Here is an 8,843-nt window from a genome sequence, read left to right as displayed (position 1 = left end):
GGTGATGGTGGGCGGTACATGGCCGGGGGGGGGCGGGGTGGTGGGGGGGGGGGGGGGGGGGGTGGTGGGGGGGGGGGGCCCCCCCCCCCCCCCCCCCCCGAGCCAGAGTCCCCGTACGCCACCCACCCCGCAGCGCCCCTGTCGACACTCGCCTCCGCGCTCGACGCGTGACGTCGTTCGACCATCCGCGACAGCGCCTGACAGGACCGATGCTGACCCAATGCTGAGTTTCCTGATGCTTCATCAGGGTGCCGACCGCGGCGAGCTTGCGGTTCACGCTGGACGCCGTGCAGTGGTGCTCGACCGTCGGCAACACCGCCACTGCCCCGTTGCGGGCCAGTGGCGGCAGCCGCGGCGGGTGCTGGACCTGACGGTGTGCCCACGGTTGGCTCAGACACGCGGGCGGGGCCGGGCGGATGCCCATAGTGTCTTCGACGGACGATCCGCCCGCTCTCGCGCCGGGAGCAGGCATGATCTGCACCGGCCCGAGCCGCCGCACCCGAAGGGCAGCACCATGTCTGACTTCCCGCAGCCTGACGACTCCCTCGGCCTGATGACCCAGTTCTTCGTCGAAGACGTGAACAACCACAGATTCCGCTACCACCTGCTCCGGCTCCAGGCGATGGCCGGCCTGACCGAGCAGGATGTCGAGGAACTCGGCGAGCTCGGTCGGCTGGTGTTCCAGAACGGCCAGACACCGAACCAGGCGGCGGACCAGGCGGCCGCTATCGCGGGCCGACCCGATGCCAGTCAACTGGCCGTCACCATCGCCGGCATCGTCCAGGGCAGTGCACGGGGCATGGGTCCGGACGCCGCACCGAACATCGAGCGGGTCCTGATGGGCACGTTGATCGGGGCCTACCTGTCGACGGGCGACATCCCGAACCACGACGGCCCGACGCTCGCCTCCCTGGGCGCGATCGCCGGAGCGGCCGCCATGGCCGTGGGAGCATTCACCATGGACACGATCAGCCGAATCCCGCCGGGCGAGTACCTGACCACCTCGGACTGACAGCTACCTGGGGGCGTGGACCGGCCAACACCTCCCGAGCACCGAGTCACAACACCACCATGGACGACCGGAAAGGGACCAGAAGACACGCTGGCCTTCGGCATGGGCCGGGGCCTGACGGCCCCTCGAAAGACGCTGGAGGGGTGTCGCCTGCGGCGCCACCAGGAAAAGGGGCGGCGCGGGCATGCGGGATGGGGCCTGGCGGCGCTCAGCCGAGAGTGGACAGCGGGCGCCTGCGGCGCCACTCGAGCACGCGCCAGCCGAAGCTGCGGCGGCGCGGGTGCGCCGAGGCTGCACGGTGCGGGCGGAGCGCAGCGGGGCCGGTCGAGGTGGTGCTCATGGTGATCCCTCTCTGGGTCGGTCGTGTGGCGATGTAGTCGTCCGGGAAGGACATCGCGCGGCCGATCGACGCGGGCGACCTCGACCAGGGTGGCGCCGGCCATCGACCGACGCGTGGTGGCCGAGCGCAGGCGCGCTGCGGCGGTGCGAAGGGTGGTGCGGGAGGGGCGCTCGGCCCGTTCGGCGGCCTGGCGCAGGCCGTCGGCTGCGCGGTCGAGTACGCGTTCGGCTTGGCGCGGGAGCGGTGGTGGACGCGGGGGTGGGGGGTGTAGGTGTCGCCGGTGACGTTGTTGCGCCACAGGTTGCCGGCGAGCGTGAGAAGGTGCCGGTCGGCCTCGGTGAGGGCGAAAGCTGCGTCCCGCAGGGCGGTGCACCTGGCTACGCCACCGACTCGGGTAGTCGATACGCAAGGGTCGGGTCGGAGTGGGAGGTCGGGCCCGCCGACTTCCCACTCCCCCACTGCGGGGAGGCCTGGACGGCGGAGTGCGAGGGGTGCTCCGCCGTCGGTAACGGCCGGGTCAGGTGCAGTCGGTGCCGCCCGGGCCGCCGAAGAAGAAGTACTCGTTCCACGGATCGGGAGCATTGCCGACCGTGATGGTGAAGCAGTTCGGCGATGTCTGGACGCCGGTCAGCTTCGCCGACTGGGCTGTGTTGTCGGTCGCGAAGTAGTGGATGTCGCGCTGGTAGGCGGCGAACTGCCAGCCGGCGTCGGCGAACGCGCCACTGCCCATCGGCGGCCACGCCACGTTGTTCACCACCTCGCCGCCGTAGTCGATGTCCTGGGCGTTGGTCGCGAGCGGGCCGCTGCCGAACAGCGAGCCCGGGTAGTAGCCGACCGCGTTGCTCGCCTGGGTGCCGCCCAGGTAGAGCCACCAGTTCCCGCCCGAGAGGTAGTAGGACACCTCGAGCTCGTACTGCGAGCCGCCCGAGACGCTCACCGGGGAGATCGTGCCGCCGAGGGCCCAGGCGCTGTTCGTCTGGACGAACGCCGAGCAGTCGAGGTTGTAACACCCGGTGTTCTGGTAACCGTCGGCCGTCCAGTAGATGAAGAGGACCGGCTGGGTGGTGCCGTACTTCCCCGGGTAGACCTGGTAGCCGCACTCGACGGTCTGCACGGGTGAGCCGCCGGCGTACCAGTGCTGGGAGAGCGAGAAGACCTCCGACCCGACGTTGGGGTCCCATATGTTGATGAAGTCGTGACCGCCTAGGTTGTCGACCCCCTGGAAGGCGTGCGCGTACTTGTGGGTGCCCGCGGCGGCCTCAGGAGGGCTCAGTCGGGGGTGGCGGCCTTTCCCCTGCGGATACTTCCGGTGGAAGTTCTGCACGCCGCCGCTCCTCGCCACCTCCTCCAGGGTGACGCGGCGCATCGCGATCGTGCCGGGCGGGCACGACATGGCGTGGCCGAACTTATCCAGCCGGTCGGACCGCAGCTGCGGCTGGATCGGCGTGCCCTGACCGGCGCCCCGTGGCCCGGCCGCGTCCGGGGCGTCGGGGGGCTCGGGCGGAACGCTGAAGGCGCCCCTGAGGGCGGGCTGGCTGGCGATCGGGACACAGTCGAAGACCTGCCCGTTGTCGTCGACGAAACTGTGAGTGACCTCGACACCTGCGTAGAGGCTCCTGACGTGTTCTGCCGCCGCGGAGAAGTCCTCCGCGTTGGTCGTACCCGCCACCGCCCGGAGCACGAAGTCCTCGTGCCGGGCAGAGGCGAGGGAGTCCATGAACTTGGCGAAGCTGGGGAAGGCCCGGTCGTCCTGCGGCGCCATGGTCGGTTCTCCTTTGGTCGCTGCGCGTGGTGTTCGGATTGCGGTTCCTCTGCCTCCACGCTAGGTCCGGATCCGGCCAGTGTCCTGCCAGGGATTGGGAGTTGTGGACTATGCAATTGAATCCTTAAACACGCCGGACGTGACGCCTGGACCAGCCCCTCGCCTTCCCCATCGCCCCATCCTCCCCAGCCCGGTGACGGCCGGATGCGGCGTCTCGCCGGCAGCGCGGGTCGCAGTGAGGTCGGCGGCCAGCAGGACGATGTCCAGGTGCGTGTGGCGCAGCGCCTCGATGTGTGCGGCAGCGGTGGCCAGGGTGGCGGGCCGACGCAGGGCGTCGAGGCTGCTGCGGGCACTGCGGATTCGCTCGGAGACCCCGGTGAGGGCGGTCGGCAGGTGGTGGTGGGAGGGCAGGGGAGAACTCCGGGGTCAGAGCCGCTTGACGGCGGAAGGGCCTGGGGCGGGCGCGGTGGCGGAACGCCCGGTGTCGGGGCCGGTGCGGAACGGCCGGGCGAGGACGGACCGCAGACGGGCAGCCACCCCGCGGGAGGGGCGTTCGGCCTCGACGGCGGGCCGGACGGACTTGGGCGCGGACCGGGACGCGGGGCTGTTCGCGCGCAGGTGGCCGGCGGCCCTAGGGTGACCCCATGGCGGACGTCCCCATGGCAGCGGCACCCTCGATCGAGGCCCTGGACGCCCTCGTCGAGCGCGCCACACGCCCGACCACCCGGCGAATCTTGGACCCGGAATCAACAGCCCAAGAAGGAGACGCCCGTGGCGCAGCGTACGAGCAGGGGTCGGGTCTATCGCCGGTGCGGTTGCCAGGACGAGAACCGGAAGCAGCTCGGCCCGTGGTGTCCGCAGCTGAGCGCGGACGTCAAGCATGGCAAGTGGACCTATGCCGTCGATCTCGCTCCGGAGGACGGCCGGCGTCGCACCCGCCCGGCGGGGTGGCTCGTAGGAGCGCCGGCAGACCCTTCGCAATCCGGCCGACGACGCGCAGCCGTTAACCGCCCCGCACCAGGTCCTTGCGCATCAGCGTGCACATCGTCTCGCACCGCTGGAGCGAGCCGTCCTCGGCCTCCACGTCCCAGGAGTCGAGCTCGCGGCCGAAGGCCCGGTAGCCCAGGCGTTCGTAGAGGGCGCGGGCGCGTGGGTTGCTCTCCTCGACGCCGAGTTCGGCGCGGGTCAGGCCCCGGGCGCCGATCCGCTGCTCGGCGGCGCGGATCAGCAGCGTGCCGATCCCGCAGGACTGCAGGGCCGGGTGGACGCCGAGTTGCCAGAGCGTGCCGGCGCCGGGCTTGACCGTGTAGTCGATGCCGCCGACCGCCAACGGGAGCCCGACCGGCGTGCACACCGCCAGGTAGTCGATCTCGCCCGCCTCGGCGCGGCGGATCTGGTGGACGAGCTCGCGCACGTGTTTGGGGGAGCCGGCCCAGCTGCAGGACGGCAGGTCCGCGTCGGTGAGGCCGCTCACCGACAGGTGCAGCCTGATCACGGTCATCGCCGCACCCCTTCGACTCCAACAGCGGCCGTCTCCCATTTCAGCAAGCCGATCCCGGCACCGTCCAAGGGGTTTCGGACACCGGCCCCGCTCGGCGGCTCCGCCCGCGAGCTGCGCGACGCAATCAGCCGAGCGCTGGGGGCGTCCGGGGTCAGAGTTTGATCACCGCGGGGTACGGGTGGGTAATGGGTTCCTGCCGTGACCGGCTCAAGCGCAGAGGCCGGCCCCGCAGTCCCATGGCGAACATGTTCGTCACGACCTTGTTCCTGACGAACATGTTCGTTAGGCTGGCAGGCATGACAGGTCACCCCGTTGCACCCAGAAGCCGCCGGGAGCGGCCCGCCAAGCCCGCGCTGACCCGGGAGGGCATCGTCACGGCCGCCGTGGAGATCATGCAGACCGAGGGCCTGCAGAAGGTCACCATGCGCCGCCTGGCGCAGGAGCTGGATACCGGCCCGGCCTCGCTGTACGTCTACGTCGCCAACACCGATGAACTGCATGCGGCCGTTCTGGACCGACTGCTCGGCACGGTCGGGCCGGCCCCCGCCGAGGGCAGCTGGCGCGAGCGGCTGGAGGTGCTACTCACCGCCTACACCGTGATGCTCTTCGAGCACCCCGCCCTGGCCCGCGCCGCCCTGGTGGCCCGCCCGAGCGGCGAGCACTACCTGCGCCTGGTCGAGACCGTGCTCGCGCTGCTGGCCGAGGGCGGTGTCCCGGCCGCACAGGCGGCCTGGGGCGTGGACGTCCTGCTGCAGTACGCCACCGCAACCGCCGCCGAGCAGGCCACCCGGGACCAGTCGGCCGACACCAAAGCCGAATGGGACGCCCTCACCCGCGCGCTGCGCGGCGCCTCCCCCGACACCCATCCGCAGATCGCCACGCTCGGGCCCCTGCTGCTCGCCGGGGCTCCGCAGCAGCGGCTGTCCTGGGGCTTCCAGGTGCTGCTCGCCGGCATCGCGCACACCCCCACCCCGGCAGACGGGTCGCTCGCCTGACCGACGGTCGTCCGCACCGAGCCACCAGGAGCACTCACATGACCACCCATCACCCGATCGCGATCGTGGGCGCCGGCCTCGGCGGCCTCACCCTGGCCCGCGTCCTGCACGTGAACGGCATCGAGACCACCGTGTTCGACCTCGACACCTCACCGGCCGCCCGCATCCAGGGCGGCATGCTCGACATCCACGAGGACTCCGGCCAGGCCGCCCTGCACGCCGCAGGCCTGCACGAGGAGTTCCGGGCCCTCATCCACCCCGGGGGCGAGGAGATGCGGATCCTCGACCGGCACGCCACCGTCCACCTCGCCGAGGAGGACGACGGCACCGGCGGCCGTCCCGAACTCGACCGCGGCCACCTGCGCGACCTGCTGCTCGGCTCGCTGCCATCGGACACCGTCCACTGGGGCGCGAAGGTGACTGCCGCCCGCCCGCTCGGCGGCGGACGCCACAAGGTGACGCTCGCCAACGGCAGCACTTTCACCACCGACCTGCTGGTCGGCGCGGACGGCGCCTGGTCCCGGATCCGCCCGCTGCTCTCCGACGCCACCCCCACGTACACCGGCGTGTCCTTCGTCGAGTCGGACCTGCTGGACGCCGACACCCGCCACCCCGCGAGCGCGGCCGTGGTCGGCGGCGGCATGCTCTTCGCGCTCGGCGACGGCAAGGGCTTCCTCGCCCACCGCGAGACCGACGGCAGCCTGCACCTCTACACCGCACTGACCGTCCCCCGGGAGTGGATCGACGGCATCGACATCACCGACACCACCACTGCCAAGACCGCGGTGCTGGCACACTTCCCCGACTGGGACCCGAGCCTGCGGGCGCTGGTCGCCGACGCCGACGGCCCGCTGGTGCCGCGAGCGATCCACGCGCTACCGGTCGACCACAGGTGGAACCGCATCCCCGGCGTCACCCTGCTCGGCGACGCCGCCCACCTGATGTCCCCCTTCGCCGGCGAAGGCGCCAACCTCGCCATGCTCGACGCCGCCGAACTCGGCCAGGCCATCGCCGCCCACCCCGGCGACACCGAGGCCGCCCTCACCGCCTATGAACAAGCGCTCTTCCCTCGCAGCCAGGCGGCCGCCGCGATGTCCGCCGCCAACCTCCGCACCTGCTTCCGCGCCGACGCCCCGCAGGGACTGCTGGACCAGTTCACCGCCCGCCACCAGGCAGGCTGACCCGCCCGGCACCCCTCGCAGGAGACCACCATGACACCGCTCGGCGCGGCCACACCCCTGCCCGGCCTCCCCGTCACGATCCGGGAGGCCAAGGGCTGTTCCGTAATTAGTCCTTGAGTAGATCAGGACAGGGTCGACTGGCCTCCGTCCGCCTGGTTACGCGGCCTGGAGGAGGTTGTGCAGGCGGGCGATGCCGAGCACGGCGTGATGGACTCCGTCACCCTTGAGACGGCAGTCGCGCATGATCTTCCAGGGGGTTCAATTATTGTCGACAGCCGAGACCTCAAGATCTCGGCTTCTTTGTTGCTAAACTACGCTGGGAAACATATGAGTTGGCACTTCTCGGCGGGAACGACGCGGCGGTGTGCTGACGGACCGCCAGTGTTCACTTCGCACACAAGCGCCCGTCTTGACCCATCAGCGTTCATGAGTGCTCATCCGGTGTGGTCCCAAACTGTCCCCAGGACGGCCACCCCGCCGAAGCTACTGCCGGTGATCGAGATCTGTCGGCCCTTCAGCAAGCACCAGCGTGCGAGCCCGACAGTCGCTGTGCAGACGGCGCCGGCCGGCTCGCCGGGCCGGCTCCTGCGAGCGGATCATGGTCGCTTACCCACCGAATGCGGATCGCGATCTTCCGCGGTGTGTCGTCTTGAGCGTGTCTTGTCCGGCTGGTTCTGATGTGCCTCGCGCACCGCCCCGCGCGCTCTGCCACCACGCCCAGCGGGACGGCGAACCTTGCTCCCGGGATCACCCGGTCCGAGAGAAGGGGAAGCTCATGGGGCAGCGTGCGCAGCGTGGTGGGTGTGCGGGCCGGGAAAGAAGCTTCGGTAGGCGTTGAGGGCTTGGTGGCGGACGGCCCAGGCGTCCACGATCGCGGCGCCGCCGGCCTGTTCGCGCAGCGCCGCGAAGTCTTGGGTGGGGTCGGCCAGGCGTACGGCCTCGCGGAAGAGCGGCCTGGGGATGGTGGCAGGGGGCGCGGGGGCCCGCTATCCGCTCACCCGCGACCCGGACACCGGTCCCGAGCCGGTCCCGTCGGACGTGGAGACCTGCGGAACCCTCCGGGAAGAGCGCTGAAAGGCCTTTGCGCCAAGCCCGTTCGCCTGCCTACGGTGGACCCGTGCTGCCCTTGGTGCTGACGGACGAGGAGTGGGACGCGGTCGTCCCTGACGAGACGGTGATGCGCCCCGGCGCCGAGGCGCTCTGCGCCCGGCTGGGCGTCGGGGGCCTGCCCCTGGAACGCTTCGCGGAGGGCTCCGTCCCGGTCTACGCGGTCGGCGACGCGCTCGTGCTGAAGCTGTTCCCGGCCGCCAGCGCCCGGGACGGCATCGTCGAGGAACGCGTGCTCTCCCGGCTGGACGGCACACTGCCCATCCCCACCCCGTCCGTCCACGCGGCCGGCGAGTACGTCAACGGCTGGCGGCACATCCTGATGTCCCGGCTGCCGGGCGATGGCCTCGCCCCGGCCTGGCCGCGCATCCCGCGGGCCGACCGCGAGCGGATCGCCCGCGAGTGCGGCGAGGCGCTCGCCGCCCTGCACGCCCTCGACCCGGGGCCGCTCGCCGACGCCCTCGGCCCCGGTGACTGGCCGGACTTCCTGACCGGCCAACGGGCGGGCGCGGTCGCCCGCCAGCGCGACCGCGGGCTGACGGAGGACTGGCTGGAGCAGATCCCGGACTTCCTCGCCGCCGCCCCGCTCCCCGCCGCCCCCGAACGCGCCCTGCTGCACACCGAGTTCATGCGCGAGCACCTGCTCACCGACCCGGCCGACGGCTGGCGCCTGACCGGCCTGGTCGACTTCGAGCCCGCGATGATCGGCGACCCGGCCTACGACCTGGTCGCCGTCGGGCTCTTCACCACCCGGGCCGACCCGCACCTGCTCGGCCGGCTGCTGGACGCCTACGGCCGCCGCTTCGAGCCCCGGCTGCTGATGGCGTACACCCTGCTCCACTTGTACAGCGATCTGCCGTGGTACCTCCGGGAGTTGAATCCCTCGGCGCGAACGCTGGACGCCCTCGCCGAGGAGTGGTTCGGAACGGCCTAGGGTCTGCCTTC

At 71.5% G+C, this 8,843-nt stretch carries 6 protein-coding genes and 1 pseudogene; 4 read left to right on the top strand and 3 right to left on the bottom strand.

Translation table 11 applies throughout. The features are described from left to right. The first annotated feature begins 220 nt into the window (after positions 1 to 220). Positions 221 to 1,012: a hypothetical protein gene (locus ACZ5OX_RS19825; protein ID WP_465631494.1), complete on the top strand. Its 792-nt coding sequence runs from the start codon at positions 221 to 223 to the stop codon at positions 1,010 to 1,012. A gap of 857 nt (positions 1,013 to 1,869) precedes the next feature. Here ACZ5OX_RS19825 and ACZ5OX_RS19820 read toward each other — a convergent pair. Both ACZ5OX_RS19820 and ACZ5OX_RS19815 read right to left on the bottom strand, forming a co-directional pair. Further along, entirely contained in the window at positions 1,870 to 3,114 is a 1,245-nt protein-coding gene (locus tag ACZ5OX_RS19820; protein ID WP_465631493.1) for a neprosin family prolyl endopeptidase, read from the bottom strand. 1,003 nt (positions 3,115 to 4,117) lie between these two features. Beyond that, entirely contained in the window at positions 4,118 to 4,615 is a 498-nt protein-coding gene (locus tag ACZ5OX_RS19815) for a GNAT family N-acetyltransferase (protein ID WP_465631491.1), read from the bottom strand. Positions 4,616 to 4,911: 296 nt separating this feature from the next. Between ACZ5OX_RS19815 and ACZ5OX_RS19810 the strand changes: the two genes are divergently transcribed. Both ACZ5OX_RS19810 and ACZ5OX_RS19805 read left to right on the top strand, forming a co-directional pair. Further along, a complete protein-coding gene (locus ACZ5OX_RS19810) occupies positions 4,912 to 5,610 on the top strand; it encodes a TetR/AcrR family transcriptional regulator (protein ID WP_465631489.1) in 699 nt (232 codons plus the stop codon). A gap of 38 nt (positions 5,611 to 5,648) precedes the next feature. Further along, the gene (locus tag ACZ5OX_RS19805) at positions 5,649 to 6,791 is read left to right on the top strand and encodes an FAD-dependent oxidoreductase (RefSeq protein ID WP_465631487.1); all 1,143 of its coding nucleotides are present in this window, start codon (positions 5,649 to 5,651) and stop codon (positions 6,789 to 6,791) included. 156 nt (positions 6,792 to 6,947) lie between these two features. Here ACZ5OX_RS19805 and ACZ5OX_RS19800 read toward each other — a convergent pair. Continuing rightward, positions 6,948 to 7,043: pseudogene (locus ACZ5OX_RS19800) on the bottom strand (IS5/IS1182 family transposase); the annotation flags it as partial. Between the two features lie 865 nt (positions 7,044 to 7,908). Here ACZ5OX_RS19800 and ACZ5OX_RS19795 point away from each other — a divergent pair. Next, entirely contained in the window at positions 7,909 to 8,832 is a 924-nt protein-coding gene (locus tag ACZ5OX_RS19795; RefSeq protein WP_465631485.1) for a phosphotransferase family protein, read from the top strand. Positions 8,833 to 8,843 lie beyond the last annotated feature (11 nt).

This window comes from Kitasatospora sp. NPDC032121 (assembly GCF_055580145.1).
The sequence above is the reverse complement of the archived record's forward strand: the minus strand, read 5'-3'. Positions and strand labels throughout refer to the sequence as shown.